16 protein-coding genes and 3 tRNA genes are annotated in these 22,840 nt (G+C 65.7%); 10 read left to right on the top strand and 9 right to left on the bottom strand.

Annotated elements, in window-relative coordinates:
• Positions 1–41: 41 nt before the first annotated feature.
• From ASG20_RS01855 to ASG20_RS01845, 3 genes are all read right to left on the bottom strand, one after another.
• The gene (locus ASG20_RS01855; protein ID WP_056050281.1) at positions 42–998 is read right to left on the bottom strand and encodes an alpha/beta fold hydrolase; all 957 of its coding nucleotides are present in this window, start codon (positions 996–998) and stop codon (positions 42–44) included.
• 155 nt (positions 999–1,153) lie between these two features.
• Positions 1,154–1,230 (bottom strand) — tRNA-Arg (locus tag ASG20_RS01850).
• A gap of 50 nt (positions 1,231–1,280) precedes the next feature.
• Positions 1,281–1,357: transfer RNA gene (locus ASG20_RS01845), tRNA-Arg, on the bottom strand.
• Between the two features lie 94 nt (positions 1,358–1,451).
• Between ASG20_RS01845 and ASG20_RS01840 the strand changes: the two genes are divergently transcribed.
• Entirely contained in the window at positions 1,452–1,961 is a 510-nt protein-coding gene (locus ASG20_RS01840; protein ID WP_056047756.1) for a hypothetical protein, read from the top strand.
• 42 nt (positions 1,962–2,003) lie between these two features.
• On the opposite strand, the gene ASG20_RS01835 is transcribed toward ASG20_RS01840, so the two are convergent.
• Positions 2,004–4,247, bottom strand: coding sequence for a fused MFS/spermidine synthase (locus tag ASG20_RS01835; RefSeq protein ID WP_168371591.1), 2,244 nt, complete (start codon positions 4,245–4,247; stop codon positions 2,004–2,006).
• Complete coding sequence (gene hemB, locus ASG20_RS01830; RefSeq protein WP_056047753.1) at positions 4,240–5,232, bottom strand: porphobilinogen synthase; 993 nt, start codon at positions 5,230–5,232, stop codon at positions 4,240–4,242. Before hemB ends, ASG20_RS01835 begins: the two co-directional genes overlap by 8 nt.
• Positions 5,233–5,324: 92 nt before the next feature.
• Between hemB and ASG20_RS01825 the strand changes: the two genes are divergently transcribed.
• On the top strand, positions 5,325–6,209 hold the full coding sequence (locus tag ASG20_RS01825) for a diacylglycerol/lipid kinase family protein (protein WP_056047749.1): 885 nt from the start codon (positions 5,325–5,327) through the stop codon (positions 6,207–6,209).
• Positions 6,210–6,468: 259 nt separating this feature from the next.
• Here the strand turns inward: ASG20_RS01825 and ASG20_RS01820 are convergent, their stop codons facing one another.
• Entirely contained in the window at positions 6,469–7,089 is a 621-nt protein-coding gene (locus ASG20_RS01820) for a peptidylprolyl isomerase (RefSeq protein WP_056047745.1), read from the bottom strand.
• A 96-nt stretch (positions 7,090–7,185) separates the two neighbouring features.
• Here ASG20_RS01820 and ASG20_RS01815 point away from each other — a divergent pair, with 96 nt between their 5' ends.
• The 6 genes from ASG20_RS01815 to ASG20_RS01790 are packed head-to-tail and all read left to right on the top strand — an operon-like array spanning position 7,186 to position 12,339.
• The gene (locus ASG20_RS01815) at positions 7,186–8,109 is read left to right on the top strand and encodes an ATP-grasp domain-containing protein (RefSeq protein WP_236698727.1); all 924 of its coding nucleotides are present in this window, start codon (positions 7,186–7,188) and stop codon (positions 8,107–8,109) included.
• Positions 8,109–9,125: an LLM class flavin-dependent oxidoreductase gene (locus ASG20_RS01810; RefSeq protein WP_056047742.1), complete on the top strand. Its 1,017-nt coding sequence runs from the start codon at positions 8,109–8,111 to the stop codon at positions 9,123–9,125. The genes ASG20_RS01815 and ASG20_RS01810 overlap by 1 nt, the downstream gene beginning before the upstream one ends.
• Positions 9,122–9,856, top strand: a complete 735-nt coding sequence (locus ASG20_RS01805) for a methionine ABC transporter ATP-binding protein (RefSeq protein ID WP_082470687.1) — start codon at positions 9,122–9,124, stop codon at positions 9,854–9,856. Before ASG20_RS01810 ends, ASG20_RS01805 begins: the two co-directional genes overlap by 4 nt.
• Positions 9,853–10,515, top strand: a complete 663-nt coding sequence (locus ASG20_RS01800; protein ID WP_056047740.1) for a methionine ABC transporter permease — start codon at positions 9,853–9,855, stop codon at positions 10,513–10,515. Before ASG20_RS01805 ends, ASG20_RS01800 begins: the two co-directional genes overlap by 4 nt.
• A gap of 22 nt (positions 10,516–10,537) precedes the next feature.
• The gene (locus tag ASG20_RS01795; RefSeq protein WP_056047737.1) at positions 10,538–11,332 is read left to right on the top strand and encodes a MetQ/NlpA family ABC transporter substrate-binding protein; all 795 of its coding nucleotides are present in this window, start codon (positions 10,538–10,540) and stop codon (positions 11,330–11,332) included.
• A 38-nt stretch (positions 11,333–11,370) separates the two neighbouring features.
• Positions 11,371–12,339: a magnesium and cobalt transport protein CorA gene (locus ASG20_RS01790; protein WP_056047733.1), complete on the top strand. Its 969-nt coding sequence runs from the start codon at positions 11,371–11,373 to the stop codon at positions 12,337–12,339.
• Positions 12,340–12,614: 275 nt separating this feature from the next.
• On the opposite strand, the gene ASG20_RS01785 is transcribed toward ASG20_RS01790, so the two are convergent.
• Together ASG20_RS01785 and ASG20_RS01780 are read right to left on the bottom strand one after the other, a co-directional pair.
• Positions 12,615–13,604: an NADP-dependent oxidoreductase gene (locus tag ASG20_RS01785; RefSeq protein ID WP_082470686.1), complete on the bottom strand. Its 990-nt coding sequence runs from the start codon at positions 13,602–13,604 to the stop codon at positions 12,615–12,617.
• Between the two features lie 141 nt (positions 13,605–13,745).
• Positions 13,746–14,984 (bottom strand): DUF2171 domain-containing protein, encoded by a 1,239-nt coding sequence (locus ASG20_RS01780; protein ID WP_056047727.1) that lies wholly within the window; start codon positions 14,982–14,984, stop codon positions 13,746–13,748.
• A gap of 236 nt (positions 14,985–15,220) precedes the next feature.
• On the opposite strand from ASG20_RS01780, the gene ASG20_RS01775 reads away from it, so the two are divergent.
• Positions 15,221–15,296 (top strand) — tRNA-Ala (locus tag ASG20_RS01775).
• Positions 15,297–15,526: 230 nt separating this feature from the next.
• Here the strand turns inward: ASG20_RS01775 and ASG20_RS01770 are convergent.
• A complete protein-coding gene (locus tag ASG20_RS01770; RefSeq protein ID WP_231420348.1) occupies positions 15,527–16,708 on the bottom strand; it encodes an MFS transporter in 1,182 nt (393 codons plus the stop codon).
• 494 nt (positions 16,709–17,202) lie between these two features.
• Here ASG20_RS01770 and ASG20_RS01765 point away from each other — a divergent pair, with 494 nt between their 5' ends.
• Positions 17,203–22,809 (top strand): DUF3320 domain-containing protein, encoded by a 5,607-nt coding sequence (locus ASG20_RS01765; RefSeq protein ID WP_056047721.1) that lies wholly within the window; start codon positions 17,203–17,205, stop codon positions 22,807–22,809.
• Positions 22,810–22,840: the final 31 nt, after the last annotated feature.

Raw genomic sequence — 22,840 nt, 5'->3', positions numbered from 1 at the left:
CCGGGGTGGATCAGCTACTTAGGGCAATCTCCCGTCGCGCCTCACCCAGCCGCAAACGCAGCCCTTACGAACCGCGCACAAGCCTCAGGCGCGGTAATCGGGATCATATGCCCCCCCTCGATCGTATCGATCTTAGCCCCCGGAATCACCGCCGCGGTCCGGTGCCCATTCCACGCCGGATCGAGGATCGCGTCCTGCCGCCCGTACAGGATCCGCGTCGGAAGCTGGATTTCGCCATAGCGCGCCGCCATCGCCGTCACGTCGTCGTTCGCGCCGGCCAGATCCGCCGCCGCCGCGGCGATCGCGACCGGTCGCGCCGCGAGCGCACCGCCGCCGCGGGTCACGAAGTCCTCCGGCACCGCCTCGGGCGCGAACACGCCCTGCAGCGTCCTGGTCGCCGTCAGCCGACTGAGCGGCGTACCGAGCACCTGCGCGAAGGCGAGACGCGCGCCGGCAGGAATCCGCGCGAGCCCGCGGAAACTCTCGGGCACCTGCTCCAGCGGTTGCGTCAGCGGTGCGATCAACGCCAGCGCACGAACCAAGTGCGGATGATCGAGGCCGACTGCCAGCCCGATCGCGCCGCCCAGCGAATGGCCGACGAACAGCGGCCGATCGAGCCCGAGCTTCTGGATGAGGTCGGCGATGATCGCACCCTGCGCGATGATCCCCGGCGTGGTGTTCCCGGTCGCGACCGAATAGCCCGAGCCAGGCCGATCGACGACGATCACGCGATATTCGTCCTTGAGTAGATCGACCAGCGCATAGCTGAAATTGCGCAACTGTCCGCCAAGGCCGTGGACCATGACGATCGTCGGCCCGGTCTGCGATCCGACATCGATATAATGAAGTCGTGCCCCGTCGACGTCGAGAAAGCGTCCGTCGGGCGGCACGAGGTCTTCGGCGTGGCGCGCGAGCCGGCTCGAATAGAGCGACAGCCCCAGCCCCGACACCGCGGCCAGCAGTGCGCCCCCGATCAATCCCTTGCCCGTACGCCGCATCGTGATCTCCTGAATATGGTCCGGCATCTCAACGCCGCGGCTTGGTCAAAGTCGCATTTCGGCGGCCGGGATCGGTGGTGGTACCACGGACCGCGTCGGATACCGCATCGATGCTGCGGAAACGGCTCTCGCGCGATCCGCCGATATAAGGAAAATGGTGCACCCAGAGCGATTCGAACGCCCGACCCTCAGATTCGTAGTCTGATGCTCTATCCAGCTGAGCTATGGGTGCATCGCCGTCCCGTGTCCGGTTCGACAAACCCGCTATGAAGCGGAAAATCCTGGTGCACCCAGAGCGATTCGAACGCCCGACCCTCAGATTCGTAGTCTGATGCTCTATCCAGCTGAGCTATGGGTGCACTGGAGGGGCGCTGATAGCAGGCATTTTCGGCGGTGCAAGGGTTTGCCGCGAGAAAGTTGTGCGCAAAGCTTTCGCAGCATAGAGCGGCGGACATGAAACACGCCGCTTCGCTCCGTCACGTATCGCTCGCGCTCGTCCTCGCAACCGGCGCGTGCAGCCAGGACAGGACCAGCTACCCGTCGCTCGGCGCCCGGCCGATCGAGAAGCTCGGCTTTGCCGAACCCGCGGTGAAAGCGGCGGTCGCGGCCCCCGATCCGGCGCTCGACGCGGAGATCGCGACTCTGTCCGGCAAGCTCGACGCGATCGCCACCGGATTCGCGCGCGATGCAGCGAAGGCCGAGGCGCTGGCGCGGACGGCGCGCGGTGCGGCGGTCGGCAGCGAGCCGTGGATCGCGGCGCAGACCGCCCTCGCCGGACTCGACGACTGGCGCGCGCAGAGTTCGTCGCTGGTCACCGACATGGAATCGCGCGCAACCGATCGTGCGGCCAAGTTGCAGCCCGATTATCCAGCGCTGGCGAAGATCCGCAACAAGGCGCAGGCCGAAGCCGACCGGCAGGGCGCAACGATCGCGCGCATCCAGGCGAGCCTGCCCTCGGCATAAACGCGCCCTTCCTCCCCCCGCTGGCAGGGGAGGATCGACAGCTCAGAACCCCTTCAACAACGGCAGGATCGTCGAGTAGTCGTCGGTCCACCCTGCAAAGCCTTTTCGCGGCGTCGGCGTGGTCCAACTGGAATCCTTCGCGCGTAACGCCGCGATCGCGCGCGGATCACGCGACAGCGCCACCCAGTCCGACGCCGAGGCACGGTCGACGAGCACGCTCGACGGACGATACCGCAGGATCACCGCGGTCCAGCCGCCCTCGCGTGCCGCCGCGGCCACCACTGGTTCGAGATCGATGAAGCGGTTGGAGATATGCACCAGCAACAGACCGCCCGGCGCGAGCACCCGGCCATAGGTCGCAAACGCCTCGCGCGTCATCAGATGCATCGGCACCGAATCGGACGAGAACGCGTCGAGCGCGAGCAGGTCGAGGCTGTTCGACGCATCGTGCGCCAGGGCGATCCGCGCATCGCCCATCCGGATATCGGGGTTGGGCAGGCATCGCGACAGATAGGTGAACTGGCCCGTATCGCGCGCGATGGCGACCACCGCCGGGTCGATCTCGTAGAACCGCCAGCGTTGGCCGGGCCTTGCGTAACACGACAGCGTCCCCGTCCCGAGCCCGACGACACCGATCCGCGCGGTCGGACCGTACAGCGCGGGTGCGGCGAGCATCGCCTGCCCCACGCCCGAACCGACCGCGTAATAGGTGGTCGGTGTCCGCTCGCGCGCCGGCGAACCGCGCAGCTGGATGCCGTGGACCGTCGTCCCGTGATCGAGTTCGCGCGTACCGCCATCCGGCCCCGGCTCGTTGCGCACGGTATAGACGCCGAAATAGCTGCGCACGCGCGCGCCGGGTTCGATCGACAGTTCCAGCGACCGATAGCCGCCGAACAGGACGAGCGCGCCCGCCAGCACGATCATGTACGGCAATCGCGCACCGATTGCCGCGAAGCCGATCGTCGCCACGATCAGGAAAGCGAGACCCTGCTGGCTATCGCCCAACAGGCCGTCGGGGTTACCGATACGCAGACCGGCAACGGCCAGCAGGACGAGAACGATCGCAGCGAGCGTGACCCATTTCGTCCCTCCCCTCGCCATCCACAGATTGCGCAACCGCGCGATCAGATAGACCTGCGGCACCAGCGCCCCGGCCGCGAGGATCAGCAGCGGATATTCATAGGTCCAGTCGAACACCACCGGCGCGACCAACGCGGCAAATACGCCGCCGAGCGCCCCGCCCGCCGACATCGCCAGATAGAAGCCGGTCAGCCGGTCCGGTGCGGGCCGCTTGCGATAGAGCGCGGTGTGCAGCGCGACCGAGATCATGAACAGCAGCACCAGCGCGATGCCGGCGCTGAAGAAGGGCCGCTCGGTGTAGCCACCGCTCATGATGACCCCGCCGAACAGCAAAATCGTGATCGGCGCGATCCGGGTCAGCAGGTCGGCGAGCCAGCGATCGTTGGCGAACGCGACGCTAAAGCTCAGCAGATACAGCCCGAGCGGGATCACCCAGAGCAGCGGCATCGCGACGATGTCGGTCGAAATATAGGTCGACGTCGCGAGCATCAGGCCTGACGGGACGAGCGCAAGCGCGATCCAATGCAGGATTCGCTTGGCACCCGGCGGCGCGCTGGTGGCGACGACGTGATCGGCTGCCGCCGTCCTGGGCAGCCGCGTCGCGCAGGCGAGCACGAGCAAGATCAGCATAACGTAGCCGCCGCTCCACAGCAGGCTCTGCGCATGGATCGCCATCAACGGCTCGACCAGCAGCGGATACGCGATCAGCCCCGCAAAACTGCCGAGATTGGAGGCCGCATACAGCGCATAGGGATCACCGCCGCCACTCGCCGCACTGAACCAGCGCTGGATCAGCGGTGCCTGCGCAGAGACCGCGAAGAACAACGGCCCGATCGACAGCCCAAGCAGCCACGGCACCCACAAGGCCGGCAGCGCATCCGCCGGCAAGTCCATCGCGATCAACCCGATCGGCAACCACAGTGCCGCGACGATCAGCACGCCAAGGTGGATCGCCGCCTGCGCCCGCGGCCGCACACGCCCGAGCCAATGCGCATACGCATAGCCCGCGAGCAGCAACGCCTGGTACACCAGCATCGCCGAGTTCCACACCGCCGGCGCGCCACCCAACCGCGGCAAAGCCATCCGCGCCACCATCGGCTGAACGAGGAACAGCAGGAACGATCCGGTCAGGATCGTCGCGACGAACATCGTCCGGCACCAGCGCGCCATCAGCGGCCTGTCGTCCGCGCCGACGATGTCAGCCATTCAGCAATTTCGCCGCATGCGCCGCGTGGTAGGTCAGCACACCCGAACAGCCGGCGCGCTTGAACGACATCAGCGTCTCCAGCACCATCACGTCGCGCTCGGCAGCGCCAGCCGCAACGGCGTGCTCGATCATCGCGTACTCGCCCGACACTTGGTACGCGAACACCGGCACCTCAAACGCCTGGCGAACGCGGACGATGATGTCGAGATACGGCAGGCCGGGCTTGACCATCACCGTGTCGGCGCCCTCTGCCAGGTCCATCGCGACCTCGCGCAGCGCTTCCTCGGCGTTGGCGTTGTCCATCTGGTACGTCTTCTTGTCGCCCTTGAGCAGCCCGCGCGAACCGACTGCATCGCGGAACGGCCCGTAGAACGCGCTGGCGTACTTGGCGGCGTAGGACATGATCTGGACGTTGTGGTGCGAGTCCGCCTCCAGCGCGCTGCGGATCATGCCGATCCGGCCGTCCATCATGTCCGACGGCGCGATGATGTCGGCGCCCGCATTCGCCTGGTTCAGCGCCTGCGCGACGAGCATCTCGGCGGTCGTATCGTTGACGACATAGCCGGCTGGGTCGACCAGGCCGTCATGCCCGTGGCTGGTGTACGGATCGAGCGCGACGTCGGTCAGCACGCCGACCTCGGGCACGGCATCCTTCAGCGCGCGGATCGCCTGGCACATCAGATTGTCGGGGTTCAGTGCCTCGCGACCATCGTCGGTCCGGCGTTCGACCTGCGTATACGGGAACAGCGCGATGCACGGGATGCCGAGGTCGCGCGCCTCGCGGCCACGCGCGACGATGCCGTCGACCGACCAGCGCGAGACGCCCGGTAGGCTGGCGATCGGTTGCTCGACGCCAGCTCCTTCGGTCACGAACAGCGGCCAGATCAGGTCGGCGGGCGTCAGCACGGTCTCGGCATGGAGGCGGCGGCTCCAGGCGGAGGCGCGGGTGCGACGGAGGCGAAGCGCGGGATAGCTTGCGGTCATGCGGCGGGCTTTGCGGGATGCGCGGCGACGGATCAAGTTTTACGGGAGAAGCGTTACGGGTGCGAAACCGCATGCCGTGCGTTAGGGGCCTTATGTCGAACGATACGATCACGTCCGCCGCGCTCGTCGTCAACGCCAAGTCGCGCAAGGGACAGAAGCTGTTCAAGCGCGCGTGTGCGGCGATGTCGGGGCTGCCTTATGAGGTCGACGCGCATGCGGTCGAGGATCCGAAGGACCTCGAAGCGACGGTGCTCCGGGCGCTGGCGAAGAAGCCCGACCTGCTGATTCTTGGTGGCGGCGACGGCACGGTCAGCGGCTTGGTCGACCTGATGGTGGGCCACGACGTGATCCTTGGCGTGTTGCCGCTCGGCACCGCCAACAGTTTCGCGCGCACGCTTGGCATTCCGCTGAATATCGAGGGCGCGGTGGAGGTGATCCGCACCGGCAAGCCACGCCGGATCGATCTCGGCATGATCGACGGCGATTATTTCGCGAACTGCGCGGCGATGGGCATCAGCCCGAAGATCGCCGAGACGGTCCCGCACGGGCTGAAGAAGATCTTCGGCAAGGTCGGCTATCTGGCGTGGGCGACGTATCAATACATGCGCTTCCGCCCGTTCACGCTGATCGTCGGCGAAGGCCCGACCGCGGTGAAGATCCGCGTCGTCGAGGTGCGCATCTCGAACGGGCCGTATCATGGCGGCACCGAACTGGTGGATGCAGCCGCAGTCGATTCGGGCGAGATCGTAGTGCAGGCGGTGATGGGGCACGTGAAGCGGCGGCTGGTGCAGAACTGGGCGTCCAGCGTGTTCCGGCTCGAGTCACGCCACGAGAAAGTGCGCGATTTTCGGGGGAAGAGCCTGAAGATCAACACGATCCCGCCGTTGCCGATCTCGATCGATGGGGAGGTTCTGGCGAAGACTCCGGTGACGGCCAAGGTCGCGGCCGGGATCATCCGGGTTATGGCGCCAGCCTGAAGACGCGGTTAACTAGTGGCACCACCCGCCCCCGTGTTCTCCCGCGAAGGCGGGAGCCCAGTCTGGGTCCCCGCCTTCGCGGGGAAACAATTTGGAATAGGGATGTCCTATCCCCACACCACCCCGGCGAAGGCCGGGGCCCAGTTGGAAAGGTCGCAGTAACGACGCGCAGCGCTCAGTTGGCGACGTCCCCCAACTGGGCCCCGGCCTCCGCCGGGGTGGTAGCCGTGAAGCGTAATCGCTCTCTAACCGACGCCCGTTACTTGACCCGACGAACGGTCAAAATCTTCACCGGCGCAGCAATCATCTGCCCCTTCATCACCCCAACCCCGGCAGTCGGCGACGTCGGCGCAGCAAGGATGCGCTTCACCACGTCCATCCCCTCCACCACATGCCCGAACGCCGCGAACCCAGCCGTATCCCCGCTCCCCGCCGGACTAGCATCGAGCGACAACACCGGCCCGACCGTAATGAAGAAGTCCGCCGTCGCGCTCCCCGGCGCAAACCTTGCCATCGAAATCGTCGCGTCGACGTGCGACAGTCCGGTCTGGCTGGTCGGCTCATGCTTCACCGGCGGCAGCAGCCGCTTCGCATCACCCCGCGGCCCGCCCTGGATCAACCCAGAATCCGCCCCCAGCTTCATCGCCCGGTAGAACGTCACCCCATCGAGCCGCTTCTGGTCGACGTACCGCAGGAAATTCGCGGTCGTCAGCGGCGCGCGATCCTTCTCCAGCGCCAGCGTGATCGGCCCCTCGCTCGTCGTCATCACGATCGAGACGGTCGCCGGAGCAGCGGGCGGCGGCGCAAGCGGAGCCTCCTGCGCCGAGACGGAAACGGCGCCGAGAACGGCAAGAGCGAGCGTGACGAATCTGGAAATCATCCACCACGCTACCGCGTCGCCCCGCTCCTGTCAGCGGCCCCGCGACACGATATTGCGCGCGGCAAAGTTTTGCTTGGGTTTGCACGCCCGCGCGCAATGCGTATCCGGGTCGCGATGACCGATCTCGCCATTCTCTACGAGCACCCGCTCTGGTTCGAACCGCTGTTCGCGGCCCTCGACCGCCGCGGCGTCGCGTTCACCCGCGCGACGCCCGACGGGTTCTGGAACCCCGCCGACCGGAGCACCCCGGCCCCCGTCGTCTTCAACCGCATCGCGATGTCGAGCTTCCTGCGCAACGACGAGCATCCGATCTTCGACACGATGGCGATACTCGATCACTGGCGCCGCACTGGTGCGCGCGTGGTAAACGGCACCGACGTCCTCGCGATCGACGCCTCCAAGGCACGACAGTTATCGCTGATCGCCTCGCTCGGCCTCGCAATCCCCGAGACCCGCGTCGTTCACCGCGCCGCCGACGTCGTCCCTGCCGCACAGACGCTCCGCTTCCCGCTGGTCGTCAAAGCGAACATCGGCGGTTCGGGCGCAGGCATCATCCGCTTCGACAGCCTCGACGAACTCCGCACCACCGTAGCCGACGCTGGCCTGCCGAGCAGCGTCGACGGCGTTCTTCTTGTCCAGGAATACGTCCCCGTCCGCGACGGCGCGATCACCCGGATCGAGACGCTCGACCGCAAATTCCTTTACGCGATCGAGGTCGCCGGCGGCGGCGCGTTCGATCTCTGCCCCGCGGATGCGTGCGTCGTCCCCGGCTCGGGCATCAAGATGGCCGCGGCCGAGCCCTCGCAAACCTTGAAGGATGCCGCCGAGGCGATCGCCCGCACGGTCGATCTCGACGTCGGCGGAGTCGAGGTGATGATCGACGACCGCGACGGCGTCGCGCGCTTCTACGACATCAACGCACTGTCGAACTTCGTCGCCAAGCCCCTCGAAATGCTCGGCTGGGATCCGCACGACCGCCTCGTCGATTACCTCGTCGAACAGATCGAAAAGGCCCGCTGATGCGCTATGGTTACTGGACTCCCGTCTTCGGCGGCTGGCTTCGCAACGTCCCCGACGAGGGGATGGAGGCGAGTTGGGCCTACACCAAGGCGCTGACGCAGAATGCCGAGCGCTGGGGCTATGACCTGACGCTGATCGCCGAGCTGAACCTCAACGATATCAAGGGCATCGAACAGCCCGCGCTCGATGCGTGGTCGACCGCGGCGGCACTCGCGGCGGTGACCGACAGCATCGAGCTGATGGTCGCGGTCCGCCCGAACTTCCACCACCCCGCGCTGTTCGCCAAGGCCGCGGCGAACATCGACCGCATTTCGGGCGGGCGGCTCGCGCTCAACGTCGTGTCGTCCTGGTGGGCGGACGAGGCCAAGCAATACGGCCTCCAGTTCGACCAGCACGACGATCGCTACGCGCGCACCGCGGAGTGGTTGACCGTGGTCGACGGGCTCTGGACTGAGGAGCGGTTCGACTTCGCGGGCCAGTTCTACACCACCGAACAGGCGATCTGCTCGCCCAAGCCCGCCAAGCGCCCGACCGTCTACGCCGGCGGCGAAAGCGAGAAGGCCAAGGCGATGATCGCCGCGCAGTGCGACGCCTATGTCATGCACGGCGACCCCGCCGACGCTATCGCCCCGAAGATCGCCGACATGGCCGCGCGACGCGAAGCAGCTGGCGGCGCGCCGATGCAATACGGCATGGCCGCCTACGCGATCGTCCGCGACAGCGAAGCCGAGGCGAAGCGCGAGCTCGACCGCATTACCAGCGTCACCGAACTCCCCGCAGGCTATGCCAATTTCGACCAGTGGCTGTCGGGCACGCAACTCGAACGCGAGCTGAAGATCCAGGAATACTCCGTCTCCAACCGCGGCCTGCGCCCCAATCTGGTCGGCACGCCCGAGCAGTTGAAGGAGCGCGTCGCTGAGTATGAGGCGGCCGGTCTCGACCTGCTGCTGCTCCAGATGAGCCCGCAGGCCGAGGAAATGGAGCGGTTCGCCGCGCAGGTCATGGGCACCACATGATACGCCTAACTGACGTCGTTAAAACCTACCCGGCAAGCGACGCGGCGGCCCTTGATGGCGTATCGCTCGAAATTCCCGCACGCGGCGTGTTCGGCGTCATCGGCCAGTCCGGTGCAGGCAAGTCGACGCTGATCCGCCTTATCAACGCGCTCGAACGCCCGACGTCGGGCCGGGTCGAGGTCGATGGCGTCGACGTCGCGGCACTGTCCGCGGCGGATCTGCGCGCGCTACGTCGCCGGATTGGCATGATCTTCCAGAACTTCGGACTGCTTTCGTCGCGCACGGTCGCGGCGAACGTCGCGTTCCCGCTGGTGCTCGCGGGCGTATCCCAAGCCGAGCGCGAGACGAAAGTCGCCGCGCTGCTCGACCGCGTGGGCCTCGCCGATCACGCCGCCAAATACCCCGCCCAGCTCTCCGGCGGCCAGAAACAGCGCGTCGGCATCGCCCGCGCCCTCGCCACCGACCCCGACATCCTGCTCTGCGACGAAGCCACCAGCGCACTAGACCCCGAAACCACCCGCTCGGTCCTGACCCTCCTGCGCGACCTAAACCGAGACCTCGGCCTGACGATCGTCCTCATCACCCACGAAATGGACGTCGTCCGCTACGTCTGCGACCGCGTCGCCGTCCTCGAACGCGGCCGCATCGTCGAAACCGGCGAGGTCACCGATCTCTTCGCCAACGCCGCTCACCCGGCGACGCAGCGCATGCTGGCGGCGCTGGCGGCATGAGCTTCTTTGTCAACATCGACTGGTCCGACATCGGCCAGGCGTGCCTCGACACGCTGATCATGCTCGGCGGGTCGCTGATCCTGACGATCGCGTTCGGCCTCCCGCTCGGCGTGCTGCTCTACCTGACCGGCCAGGGCCGCCTGTCGCAGAACCGCGTCGCCAACGCCGTGCTCGGGGTCGTCGTCAACATCCTCCGCTCGGTGCCGTTCATCATCCTGCTGATCGTGATGATCCCGCTCACCGTCATGCTCGTCGGTACCTCGCTCGGCGTCGCCGGCGCGATCCCTCCGCTCGTCGTCGGCGCCGCGCCGTTCTACGCCCGCCTCGTCGAGGGATCGCTGAAGGAAGTCGACCGCACCACGATCGAGGCGGTGCAGGCGATGGGCGCCACCACGCGCCAGATCGTCACCGGCGCACTGATCCCCGAGGCGCTCCCCGGGCTGATCGCCGGCGCCACCGTCACCGCGGTCGCGCTCGTGTCGTTCACCGCGATGGCCGGCGTGGTCGGCGCAGGGGGCCTCGGCGATCTCGCGATACGCTTCGGCTATCAGCGCTTTCAGACCGACGTCATGGTCGTCACCGTCGTGCTGCTAGTCGTGCTCGTCCAGATCATCCAATATGCCGGCGACGCGCTCGCTCGCCACTTCACCCGCCGCTGATTTAACGCCGCTAGGAATTCGCATGAACCGCCGCACCTTGCTCGCCTCGTTCTCGCTGCTCGCGCTCGCCGCCTGCGGTGGCACCAAGACCAACGACGGCAAGACGCTCACCGTCGCCGCGACCGCCGTGCCGCACGCCGAGATCCTGGAATCGATCAAGCCGACGCTCGCCAAGGAAGGCGTCGACCTTCAGATCCGCGTCTTCAACGACTACGTCCAGCCCAACCTCCAGGTTGAGCAGAAGCAGATCGACGTCAGCTATTTCGAGACCAAGCCGTATCTCGACGAGTTCAACGCCTCGCGGGGCACGCATCTGGTGACCTATGCAGGCGTCCACGTCGAACCGCTCGGCGCCTACTCGCGCAAGTGGAAGTCGATTGCGCAGATCCCCAATGGCGCAACCGTCGCGATTCCCAACGAGCCAAGCAACGGCGGCCGCGCGCTGCTGCTGCTCCAGAAGGCCGGGCTGATCACGCTCAAGAACCCGACCAATCCGCTGTCGAGCCTGAACGATATCGCCACCAACCCCAAGAACCTGCAGTTCAAGGAACTGGAGGGCGCCACCCTGCCCCGCACGCTCGGCGAAGTCGATCTCGCGCTGATCAACACCAATTACGCGCTCGACGCGAAGCTCAACCCGGTCCGCGATGCACTCGCGATCGAGGACAAGAACAGCCCCTACGTCAATTTCGTCGTCGGCCTGCCCGGTGGCGAGAAGGACCCGCGGGTCGTGAAGCTGATCGCTGCGTTGCGCAGCCCGGCCACCAAGACCTTCATCGAGCAGCATTATCGGGGTGCGGTGCTGCCGGCGTTCTGATACCGGCGCGGCCTCGTTAGCGTAATCTCTGAGGCTCCATGACGGTTGTCGCCGCGTATCTCTATCGCCATGGCAAGCGCGTCCGCGCGGTCTCGATCGACGAAAAGGTCGACTGCCCCGCGGATCGCTCCGAGTTCGTCTGGATCGGCATCTGCGACCCGACCGACGCCGAGATGCGGACGCTGAAGGACCAGTATAATCTCCACCCCCTGGCGGTGGAGGACGCGATCAAGGCGGATCAGTTGCCCAAGGTCGATGTCTATGGCGATCAGCTCTTCGTCGTCGCCCGCACCGCGCAACTCGAAGACGACAAGATCGCGTACGGCGAAACCGCGATCTTCGTCGGCCACAGCCACATCATCAGCGTCCGCCACGGCTCGGCACGCTCACACAAGGCGCTCCGCGAACAACTCGAAGCCGCGCCGACCTTGCTGATCAACGGCGTCGATTACGTCCTCCACGCGATCCTCGATTACGTCGTCGACGGCTATCTCCCGATCGTCGAAAGCATCGAGGACGAGGTGCTGGCGATGGAGCAACGCACGATCGACGCCTTCCTGGGCCGCGACGAAATTGTCCGTATCTTTGGTCTGAGACGCGAAATGATCCGCTTCCAGCGCATTCTCGGACCGATGGGCGAGGTCGCCGGCAAGATCGTCCGCCTCGACCTGCCGTGCATCGACATGGAGGCGAAACCGTATTTCAGCGACGTGCTCGATCACGTCCGCCGTGTCCAGACGATGGTCGAGGGCCTGCGCGAAGTGCTGACCTCGGTGTTCGAATTCAGCAACCTGCTCGAACAGCAACGCACCGGCGCGATCACCCGCCAACTTGCCGCCTGGGCCGCTATCCTAGCCGTCCCCACTGCGATCGCCGGGATCTACGGCATGAACTTCGAGAACATGCCCGAGTTGAAGACGGAATACGGGTATTTTGTCGTACTGGCGGTGATCGGTGTCGTCTGCGCCGCGCTGTACGTGAAGTTCAAGCAAGCGAAGTGGCTGTAGCGGAACCGACCACCCACTCCGTCATGCCGGTCACGTTCCGGCATCCACCGATCCGCATACTCGCCAGCCGTCGATACGTGGCACGGTGGACCCCGGAACTAGTCCGGGGTGACGAGGATGCAGCCGTCCCTCTATTGTATCCTCCCCCGCCAGGGGGAGGTGGCTGGCCCTTGCCAGACGGAGGGGGAGGTAAGGGATAACTGTGGTTGCGCGTTCCTCCCCCTCCGTCACCTTAGGTGCCACCTCCCCCTGGCGGGGGAGGATCGAAGAGCAGCTCAAACCTTAACGAGCATCTTCCCCGTATTCCCACCCGAGAACAGCCCCAGGAACGCGTCCGGCATCGTCTCGATACCCTCGTGCACCGTCTCCTGCCGCTTCAGCGTCCCCGCCGCCAGCATCCCGCCCATGTCCTTGTAGAACTCCTCGGCGCGATTCATGTAGTCGCTGACGATAAACCCGCGGATCTGCACGCGGTTACCGATCAGCCGCGCGAGATACTTCAGCTGCGTCGCCGCACCGCTGTTGTACACGTCGATCATCCCGCACACCGCGAACCGAGCATGCATGTTCGCATGCGCCAGCGCCGCATCGAGATGCTCACCGCCGACGTTATCGAAATACACGTCGATACCCTTCGGAGCAGCTTGGCCGAGCGCCTTCACTACCGGCACGTCGCTCTTATAGTCGATCACCGCATCCGCACCGAGCGACTTCACCCAAGCGCACTTCTCCGCGCCGCCGGCCGAGCCGATCACCGTCATGCCCTTGGCCTTGGCGACCTGCACCACGGTCGATCCGACCGCGCCAGCCGCCGCCGACACGAACACCGTGTCGCCAGCCTTCGCTTCGGCAACCTGAAGCAGGCCGAAATAGCCGGTCATCCCCGGCATGCCGAGTTGACCCAGAAACGCCTGCGGAGGCACGTCGAGCGCGGGCAGCTTCTGCACCTGCGCGGCCGGCACCACCGCCTCGTCGCGCCAGCCTGCCATGTGCAGCACCATGTCGCCGACCTTGATGCCGTCGTCGTTACTCTCGACCACTTCGCCGACCGCGCCGCCCTGCATCGCCTCGCCCAGCGCGAACGGCGGGACATAGCTCTTCACGTCGTTCATCCGCCCGCGCATGTACGGGTCGACCGACAGCCAGCGATTGGCGATCCGTACCTCGCCGGCGCCGAGCGTCGACTGGTCGAGATCGATCATGGCGAAGTCGGTATGCTTCGGCATGCCTTGCGGACGTGCCTTCAGGCTCCATGCACGGGCCATAAACTTGCTCCTGTCTTGAATATTCGTGAACCGGGTATGGCGAAACGCGCGTCCAGCGCAACCCGCAAAAAAGCCCGGACGGTGCCGCCCGGGCTCGTTTTCGACTGACGTCACGCGACGTCAGCCAATGGTTTCAGACGCTTAGTATGTGGTCGACCCCGACTTGCCGAGCGTGTCCGATGTCGTACCCGTGGTCGACGTCGCGCCGGCAGTGCTGCCCGTCTGCGTGCTCGAAGCATAACCGCTCGTGCCGGCATCCTTCTTGTCGCCGCCCGTGCGATCGCCGTACTCGAACATCGCCGAGTTGCGCTCTTCTTCCTTCCACGCCGCCTTGGCTTCGTCGGCCGACTTCGACAGCGTCACCTTGCCATCGACGGTCTTGATCCAGCGCGACGGGATCGAGTGATGCACGCCACCCGCATCGCGGTCGTTCTTGGTCAGCAAGATCCGGTCGCCCTTCACCTTGTCGACCGTGCCGACATGGCTGCCGTCAGACCCGACGACTTCCATATGCTCGGTGACCTGCGACAGCGAGCTACGCTGGCCCTGCCGCTCATTGCGCCACGACGAGAACTCGGACTCGAACTTGGAGCGGTTCTCATGGCGATACTCGTCATAGTCACGGTCGAGCGCCGCGATCTGCGTGCTGCGCCAGCTATGATAGTGATCGTCATGCGGGTTCGACGCGCGATCCCCGAACGAACGGTTGTCCGAGCCGCCATAGGACCGCTCGTCATAGCGCGCATCGGCTTCGCGGCGGCGCTCGGCCTCGTCGTCGCCGAACCACGAGCGAACCTCGTCGCCTGCCCGCGCGATGAACCCGCGATCGTCATAGTCATAGCCCTGCGGCTGGCGACCATAGTCACGCCCCTCGTTACGGCTGCTGCCGCGCGACGTGCGGTTGTCGTCGTCCGCATGGCGGTTGCGCCCTACGTCCTCGAACCGACGCCCGTCCGACGCATAGCTGCCATGATAGTCGGTATCGCCCGAACCCGGGCTGCGCTGGCCATAATTCTGCTGGCCATAACGCGGCTGACCCGAATCCTGGCGACCATAGCCCTGCTGGCCGTAAGGCTGGCCTGCCCCCTGTCCGTAGCGCGACTGACCATAGCGATCACCGCCCGATGGCTGCTGGCGGTCGTCGTGGCCACCGTAATAGTCACGGCTACCCTGGTCGTCGCGCCCGCGATACCCCCCGCGATACCCGTGGTCCCCGCGATCATCGTCGCGATCGAACTCACCGGCTGCTGCATAATCGCGCGCACTGGATCGACCATAGTCGCCACCATCGGAGCGGAAATCGCGACCGTAATCCTGCGAGTTCGGCCGACCGTAATAGTCACCCGACTGACGATCTCTGGTATTGCGTTCGTAGACCATAGGAGCCTCCTAATTGCTGTCCTGCGGCTGCCGGCGTCGTCGTATGCGGCGTCGTGCATTCCGAGGTCTACAAGCGCCAGGATCGTCGATTGTTCCTGTGTTTGCCGTCGCTTGACGCCGACACGACGCACCGCTGCGACGGCGGGCCAGAAGCAGAGCGAAGGGCTTCACCAACTCGGTTGCAACAGCGAAATCGAGCCGCTAAGCCATCGATCCTGGCCTGTGGCCAATCGCGCGGGGCCGTAGCTCAGATGGGAGAGCGCTGCAATCGCACTGCAGAGGTCCGGGGTTCGATTCCCCGTGGCTCCACCACGCGCAACACGATGATGGCTGGACATGTGCCCCTGCAATTGCCCGAAGCATTGGGGCGGTCTGCGCGGTAACCGCGCAGTAAGAGCTGCCGATAATCGATTTATCGATGTCCTTCACGAGCAATCGATCACCCCCACATCCCGCCGACAAACGTTCGATCTCGGATAAAATCGAGAATGCGACAGACACCAGGACGCCGGGGATGACGCCGGGCACGCTGGAAGACATGATCACGCATCCTTCGGCCTCGACGCCGTGAACAAAAGCCAGCCAAGCCCCCCTGCGACGACGCCGAGCGCGCCACCAAGCAGATAGGCGTCGATCGCCCCTGTGGGCATGAACATCCCGCCGGCCATATATCCGAGGATACCCGCGCTGCTCGTCGCGGCGCTGTAGATCGCGGCCACCTTGCCGTGTGCGCCCGCAGGAGCCTCGCGTTGCAGCATCGTCCGCACCGCGACGTTGTGCACGCTGTTCGCCGCACCGCCGATCACGAAAGTAATCCCCACAACGACGAGCCCGAAGGTCATCGTCATGCCGGCAATCCCGCCGACAACGCCGATCGCCAGCATCATCGCGCCCATCACGATGGCGGACGCAAAGGCCAGTGGTGCCGGGCGGAGCATCGGCCAAACCCCCGCCGCCGCCGCACCCGCCATCATCCCCCCCGCCCAACACGCGGTGAGCAGCCCGAACGCCATCGCGCCAGCCGCCAGCGACACGGTGACCAGGAACACGAACGCGACATCGGCAATCGCGCTGGCGAAGACTCCCAGTGCGAGGACACCGATCATGATCGCGATACGCCGATGGAGCAGCACCGGCAGATACTCGGCGAACAGCGTCCGGGCTCGATCATCCGCATCGGCATCCACATCGACCAGCCGCCGCAACCCGCTTCCCAGCACGACCAACGCCAGCAACGCGAAGCTCGCCGCATCGATCAGCAACGCGTTGCCCGCGCCGCCCCATGCCACCAGCGCGCCGCCGACGACTGGCCCGGCAAGCATCCCGGCGCTACGCACGAACTCCAGTACCGCGTTCGCACGCGCCAACGTCATTCCCAGCCCGGTGGCCAGCACCGGGATCAATGCGAAGGTCGCCGTTCCCCCGACCGCGAACAGGATGCTGAGTACGCCGGCACCGACCATCGTCGAGACCGGATCGGGATGATACGCCATCCATGACAGGACCACCGCGTCCGCCAGCGCCGCACCGGCCAGCAGCTTGCCCGCATCGTGCGCATCGACAAGGCGACCGATGTACGGCGTGACGAGCAGACCCGGCAACAACTGGGCGACCAGCAGCGTCGGCACGGCAAAAGCGGTTCTTTCGCCCGCTGTCCGAAACATCAGGGTGATCAGCGAAATTTCGTCACCGATCGTCGAGATCGTCAGCGCGACGAGCAGCAACCACCCCCACCTGTTCCTGAACGCGACTATTCCCATGTCCGCAGTTCATGCTGTCCGGTCCCCTTCGTCAACGCTCCAGACGCATCCTGCGGGCGATCGCTCGTATTAAGCGCCCTATCGCGCACTACCGAGGAACGCTCCGGCGCTCGACGCGTCCTACGCGCGCCATCGTTCGACGTGAGATCCTCAACATACACTACCGGTCGAACGGTCCGATCCAAGCACCTGCCGAAAGAGTTTTGCGAACGCCTAACCCACCGCGTCGTGCCGTAAGCGATGGCGCTCCGAGGATCTTGGGGGGCACCGATGTTCGTAGCCTGATCGATCTATTCGGCCCAGCGAGGTTTGAGAGTTTTGAAAAGGGCCGCTCCCAAGTGCTGCCGATAGCCGGCTCTAGCCTGCCGCCCAAACTATCTTCGAGCGACATGTCGCACTAGACTTGCTGTCGCTTTTCGCGCCTTATCGCCGCAAGTATCGCAAGGCGGGGGCGGAAATTGGCTACAGTACCGAGTATCGATCAGGACGAGCCGACGCTTTCCGTGTTCCAGAGCGACCTTCCCGTAGATGAAAAGCTGGATCGGGCACGAACCGAACTGCTAGATCTCTCGGCGAGGAACCGGCTGCTCAACATGCCGCGCGCCGCGAAAGGCGCGAAGGCGGTCGAAGTCGTCGACGAGGTCAGCAGCGAAATCTTTCGCATGCTCGTTGGCGAAACGCGCCCATTCTCGTTCCTCGCGGGCAAGGCAGCCCCTGCCGGCGAACGAGCCAGCGAAGATGTGCTGGAGGAAGAGTCGGACGAGATCGCCGATCTCGCCCAACCCGATGACGACGTCGCCGACGAACGTGGCGTATTCTCGCGCCACGTCGATACCCGTCTCCAGACCCGTCTGACGCCCAAGGGCCTGCAAAAGCGCCTGCTCGAGCTCTACTTCGACGCGCGCACGCTGGAGGAGGAGCAGGGTGTCAACATCCTCTATCTGACGCTTGGTGCGCTCAAGTGGATCGACCCCAACAATGCCGCGAATATCCGGTTCGCGCCGCTGGTGCTCGTGCCCGTGCAACTCGAGCGCGGCAATGCGGGCGAGAAGTTCAAGTTGCGGATGCGGCAGGAGGACTATGCCTCCAACCTGTCGCTGGAGGCGTTTCTCGACCGCGCGCACGGCATCCGGCTGCCGACGTTCGAGGGAGGTGAGGATTTCGATCCGGTAGCCTATTTCAAGGACGTCGCCGAGGCCGTGTCGTCGAAGCCCGGCTGGGAGGTTCAGCCCGACGTCGTCGTGCTCGGCTTCTTCTCGTTCGCCAAGTTCCTGATGTACCGCGATCTCGATCCGCAGACCTGGCCGAACGGCGGCAAGATCACCGAGCGTGCGCTCGTCCGCGGGCTGCTGGCCGACGGGTTCCAGGGCAGCGCGGGCATGATCCCCGAAGATGCCAATATCGATCCGTTCATCCCGCCATCCGAGATGCTGCACATCGTCGACGCCGACAGTTCGCAGGCCTTGGCGGTGCACGAGGTGCGCCGCGGTCGCGACATGGTCATCCAGGGGCCGCCGGGAACGGGCAAGAGCCAGACGATCGCCAACATCATCGCGTCTGCGATCGCAGACGGCAAGACGGTGCTGTTCGTCGCGGAGAAGATGGCCGCGCTCGAAGTGGTCAAACGCAGGTTGGATGCGACCGGCGTCGGCGACGCGTGTCTCGAACTTCACAGCAACAAGGCCAACAAGCGTGCGGTTCTGGAAGAACTGCGACGGACGTGGGAGCTCGGCGCGCCGAAGCATCAGGATGCCGGGAGCCTGCATGCCCGGCTGACGATCGCGCGCGACAGCCTGAATGGTCACGTCCAGCGGATGCACACGCCGCATCCGGCATCCGGGCTGACCCCGTATCAGGTCATCGGCCAGTTAAGTCGGCTACGGCTGGACGGTCAGAAGCCAGGCGATTTGACGCTGGTCGAGCCGGAAACATGGTCGATCGATGATTTCGCCGAGCGCCATAACGTCATCGGTGAGCTTGCCGAAAGGATCACCTTGATCGGTCGCCCCGGCGAGCACGCGTGGCGCGGCGTCGGCCTGTCCTCGATCCTGCCGACGGAGGTCGAGCGGCTCGAAGAACGCCTCTTGGTAGTGATCGAAAAGCTGGCCGGGCTCGACGCCGCGCAGGGCAGTCTGGCGGCCCGTCTCGAACTGCCGCCGATGCCGTCGCTCGGCGACATTGGTGTCCTCGTCGTGCTGGCGAACCGGGTTGCGGAGGCCCCCGCCATTGAGGGTACCGCACTGGCGGACACGGTTTGGGAGCATCGCTTCGACGAGATCGATCGGCTGCTCGTGACCGGTCAGCGCAACGCCTATCTCCGCGGCTTTCTTGCGTCGTCTGTAACCGAGAGCGGCTGGACGACCGACCTGTCGGAAGCGATTGCCGCCCTGCGTGCGCTGCCGTCGACGTTCGCGCTCGCGGATTTCGAACAGGTCGGTGCGTTGGCGACAGTGCTGCCCCGGTTGCAGGCCGAAGCGGGCGCGCTGGCACGGACAATCGGCCGTGATGCGCCCCATTCGGTCGACGACGCCCGGACGCTTGCCGCGATCGGCGAGCGCGTCGCCAATGCACCCGATGCCGACGCTGACGCCTTTGCCTCCGACGTCTGGAACTCGGGCGTCGAACGCGCCGCCGATGTCGTCGATGCGGTTGCCGCGTACGAGGATGCGGTCGCAGCGACGACCGAAAAGCTGACCGATGCAGCCTGGGATCTGGATCTGACGGATGCGCGGGTCACGCTCGCCTCGCACGGCAGCGGCTTCTTGAAGATATTGAGCGGGGAGTGGCGGCGCACGAACCGGCTCGTTCGATCCGTCCTGACGTCGCCGACGACACCGCTCGACGAGACACTGGTCTTGCTCGACGCGCTCGCGAAAGGGCAGGCCGCGAAGCGGACGATCGAGCAGGAGAATGATTTCGCCCGCTCCGCCTTCGGAGCGGAATGGCGCGGCGAGCGCTCGACGTCAGCGCCACTGTTGAGCGTGGTCGAGTGGATGCGTTCGCTCCGTGGTCTCGGCGCCGAACCCCGCATCATCGCCGCACGTCGGCCCGATCGCAGCGAGATCAGCACGCGCGCTTCACGAACGACGGCGCTGATCGAACAGTTGACGTCGTCGCTATCAGCACTGTGGTCCGGCTTGGGCGACGCGCAGTCGCTGGCATTCGGCGATGCGCTGGCAGCGGACCGTGCCGATCTCGAAGCCTTGATGACCGTCGTGACACGGCTGCATGCCGCCGATACCGCCAGTTCGGCCGTGCTGGTTTCCGCGCCAGCCGATCTCGACGAACGCCGCCGGCTGCTCGATGACCTTGCCGAACTTCAGCGCAAGGATGCAGCGATCGTCGAACTGGCAGAGGTCGGCACCGCGGCGTTTGGAACGGCATGGCGCGGGGTCATGTCCGATTGGAGCGCTTTGCGTACCACCGGCGACTGGATCCAGGCCAATGGCGACATACGCCTCCTCAGCAGCAGGATAGACGACCGCGAAAAACCCGCTGCGGATGCGGCACTTGTAGAAGCGGATGCCAAGGCCCTGCTCGAAGACCTGACTGCGATCGGCGAACAGCTTCGCCTCGATCTCGGCATCGCACTTGGCCGCGAGACGTTTGCCGCAACGCCGCTTGCCGATCTGCGCGCGCATTTGGAACGCTGGCACCAGTCGGGCGAACGCCTGACCCAGTGGACGGCGTATCGTGACCGCGCGGAACGGACGTCGAAGCTCGGCTGCGACGATGTCGTCAAGCGGCTGGCCGACGGTCGCCTGAATACCGCAGGTGCCGTACCTGCGTTCGAAATGGCCTATTACGAGGCGGTCTACGCCGACCAGATCAAGGCCGATCCCGACCTCGGCACGTTCGACGGCACGCTACACGGTCGCTTGGCCCGCGAGTTCGCTGATATGGATCGACAGCGGATCGCGACCGCGAGCTTCGAGGTCGTGAAGGCGCATCATCAGGCGGTCCCCGCACGGGATGGCGGCGCGGTCGGTCCGCTCGGCGTGCTGCGCGCGGAGATCGCCCGCAAGCGCGGTCACATGCCGATCCGCAAGCTGATGGAGAAGGCCGCGCCGGCAGTTCAGGCGTTGAAGCCGGTCTTCATGATGAGCCCCTTGTCGGTCGCGCAGTTCCTGACGCCCGGCCTTTTCGACTTCGATCTGCTGGTCATGGACGAGGCGAGCCAGATCCAGCCGGTCGACGCGCTCGGTGCGGTCGCCCGCGCCAAGCAGGTCGTCGTCGTCGGGGATCCGAAGCAGCTGCCGCCCACCGCCTTCTTCTCGAAGATGACCGGCGGCGGCGCGGACGATGACGACGATGCAGGCACCCGCGTCACCGACATCGAGAGCATCCTCGGCCTGTTCACCGCGCGCGGCCTGCCGATGCGGATGCTGCGCTGGCATTACCGCAGCAAGCACCAGTCGCTGATCGCGGTCAGCAACCGCCAGTTCTACGAGAACAAGCTGTTCATCGTCCCCAGCCCCTACACCGCGGAAGCGGGCATGGGCCTGCGCTTCCACCGCATTCCGCAGGGTGTGTTCGACGCCGGTGCCACGCGCACCAACATGGTCGAGGCGAAGGTCGTCGCGCAGGCGATCGTCGCGCACGCCCGCGATCACCCCGAACTGTCGCTCGGCGTCGCGGCTTTCTCCGCGGCTCAGCGCCGCGCGATCATGGACCAGCTCGAAATCCTGCGCCGCGGCCTCCCGGCGGAGGTCGAGACGTTCTTCCAGATGCATCACTCAGAGCCGTTCTTCGTCAAGAACCTCGAAAACGTGCAGGGCGACGAACGCGACGTGATCTTCATCTCGGTCGGCTACGGACCGACCGTCCCGGGCGGTCGCGTACCGATGCGGTTCGGACCGCTCGGCATGGATGGCGGCGAACGGCGGCTGAACGTGTTGATCAGCCGTGCCAAGCAGCGGTGCGAGGTGTTCGCCTCGATGTCGGACGAGGACATCGATCCCGATTTCGCCGGCACCCGCAAGGGCGTGCTCGCCTTCAAGCTGTTCCTGCACTTCGCGCGCACCGGCAAGATGACGATGGCGGAGAGCACCGGCCGCGATCACGACAGCGTGTTCGAGGAACAGGTCGCCAAGGCGCTGCAAACCAGGGGCTATCAGGTCCACCGGCAGGTCGGCCTCGCGGGCTTCTTCATCGATCTTGCGGTATCCGATGCGGATCGGCCCGGCCGCTATCTCATCGGCATAGAGTGCGACGGCGCATCGTATCACGATGCACGTTCGGCGCGCGATCGCGACCGGCTTCGTCAGTCGGTCCTCGAGAGCCACGGCTGGACGATCCACCGCATCTGGAGCACCGACTGGTTCCAGCGGCCCAAGGAACAGATCGACCTCGTCATCGCGCGGATCGAGGCGGCCAAGGCCGAGCATGATTCCCAGGCTGCCGGCGCGAAGGCCACGCGTGCCGTGAACGTCGAGATCACCACCCTCGAACGCGAAGGCTTTACCGAGGTCGGCTTGGCTGCGCCCGACGTGGAGCCGGCGAACAGCCTGTACGAAGAGGCCGAACTCACCCGACCGTCGCATCTGTTCGGCGAGCTTCACGAGACGCCGCGTGGCGCGTTGTCGATGCTCGCGGAAGAGGTCGTGCGGATCGAGGGACCCGTCCATGTCTGCGAAGTCGTCAACCGCATCCGCGACGCCTGGGGACTGAAACGGGCAGGCGGCCGGATCCAGGACGCCGTCGAGGCAGCGATCGCGGTGTCGGTCCGCGAAGGCCGCATCACGGACGACCAGGACTTTCTCGACGTGCCGGGCCGGACGCCGAAGGTCCGCGATCGCAGCGCGGTCCGCTCCGCCTCGCTGCGCAAGTTCGATACGCTCCCGCCGACCGAACTCGACGTCGCGATCCTCGACGTCGTGCGGATCAACTATGGCGCGACCGACGACCAGGTGATGCAGTCCGCCGCCCGCGCGGTCGGCTTCAAATCGACCAGCAGCCAGCTCCGCGAGCTGCTGGCGGACGTGATCGCCACGGCCATCAAGCGCGGTCGACTGACGCGGCAAAGCGGGATGCTCGTCCTGGGACCGGAAGCGCCCGCCGTTTAGCGATCGGGCGCGGGGTTCGGGCGGATCAAGC

The sequence above is a fragment of the Sphingomonas sp. Leaf198 genome (genome assembly GCF_001424005.1).
Lineage (GTDB): Bacteria > Pseudomonadota > Alphaproteobacteria > Sphingomonadales > Sphingomonadaceae > Sphingomonas.
The sequence above is the reverse complement of the archived record's forward strand: the minus strand, read 5'-3'. Positions and strand labels throughout refer to the sequence as shown.

Coding starts and splice junctions, on each gene's coding strand:
- ASG20_RS01855 (WP_056050281.1), bottom strand. CDS start 998: ATGCGGCGTACGGGCAAGGGATTGATCGGGGGCGCACTGCTGGCCGCG.
- ASG20_RS01840 (WP_056047756.1), top strand. CDS start 1,452: ATGAAACACGCCGCTTCGCTCCGTCACGTATCGCTCGCGCTCGTCCTC.
- ASG20_RS01835 (WP_168371591.1), bottom strand. CDS start 4,247: ATGGCTGACATCGTCGGCGCGGACGACAGGCCGCTGATGGCGCGCTGG.
- hemB (WP_056047753.1), bottom strand. CDS start 5,232: ATGACCGCAAGCTATCCCGCGCTTCGCCTCCGTCGCACCCGCGCCTCC.
- ASG20_RS01825 (WP_056047749.1), top strand. CDS start 5,325: ATGTCGAACGATACGATCACGTCCGCCGCGCTCGTCGTCAACGCCAAG.
- ASG20_RS01820 (WP_056047745.1), bottom strand. CDS start 7,089: ATGATTTCCAGATTCGTCACGCTCGCTCTTGCCGTTCTCGGCGCCGTT.
- ASG20_RS01815 (WP_236698727.1), top strand. CDS start 7,186: ATGCGTATCCGGGTCGCGATGACCGATCTCGCCATTCTCTACGAGCAC.
- ASG20_RS01810 (WP_056047742.1), top strand. CDS start 8,109: ATGCGCTATGGTTACTGGACTCCCGTCTTCGGCGGCTGGCTTCGCAAC.
- ASG20_RS01805 (WP_082470687.1), top strand. CDS start 9,122: ATGATACGCCTAACTGACGTCGTTAAAACCTACCCGGCAAGCGACGCG.
- ASG20_RS01800 (WP_056047740.1), top strand. CDS start 9,853: ATGAGCTTCTTTGTCAACATCGACTGGTCCGACATCGGCCAGGCGTGC.
- ASG20_RS01795 (WP_056047737.1), top strand. CDS start 10,538: ATGAACCGCCGCACCTTGCTCGCCTCGTTCTCGCTGCTCGCGCTCGCC.
- ASG20_RS01790 (WP_056047733.1), top strand. CDS start 11,371: ATGACGGTTGTCGCCGCGTATCTCTATCGCCATGGCAAGCGCGTCCGC.
- ASG20_RS01785 (WP_082470686.1), bottom strand. CDS start 13,604: ATGGCCCGTGCATGGAGCCTGAAGGCACGTCCGCAAGGCATGCCGAAG.
- ASG20_RS01780 (WP_056047727.1), bottom strand. CDS start 14,984: ATGGTCTACGAACGCAATACCAGAGATCGTCAGTCGGGTGACTATTAC.